At 47.2% G+C, this 212-nt stretch carries 1 protein-coding gene; it reads right to left on the bottom strand.

Annotation, left to right across the window (positions count from 1 at the left end; translation table 11 throughout):
* Positions 1-212, bottom strand: a 212-nt coding sequence (locus Q0975_RS28465) for a hypothetical protein (protein WP_299444399.1), incomplete at both ends; no start/stop codon positions are given.

The following is a 212-nucleotide window of genomic DNA, read 5'->3' as shown; positions in this document are numbered from 1 at the left end:
TCCGTAACATCGTCCGGATCATCAGAATCATCCTCAATCGGTGGACCTAGTGGATCTAATGGATTAATCGCACTCACTACAGCAGTGTTGGCAAAGGTGCCAGCTGTAATATCTGCTGGCGTGATCACATAACTCGCTGTATAAGTACTGTTGTCACTCGCCCCTACTACTAAATCAATCGTAGTGGCTGGTGTCACTGTTACCTGTGCATC

Origin of the sequence: uncultured Aquimarina sp. (genome assembly GCF_947500065.1) — a bacterium.
Taxonomy (GTDB): domain Bacteria; phylum Bacteroidota; class Bacteroidia; order Flavobacteriales; family Flavobacteriaceae; genus Aquimarina.
Note: the sequence above shows the minus strand (reverse complement) of the source record. Positions and strands in the feature narration are given on the sequence as shown.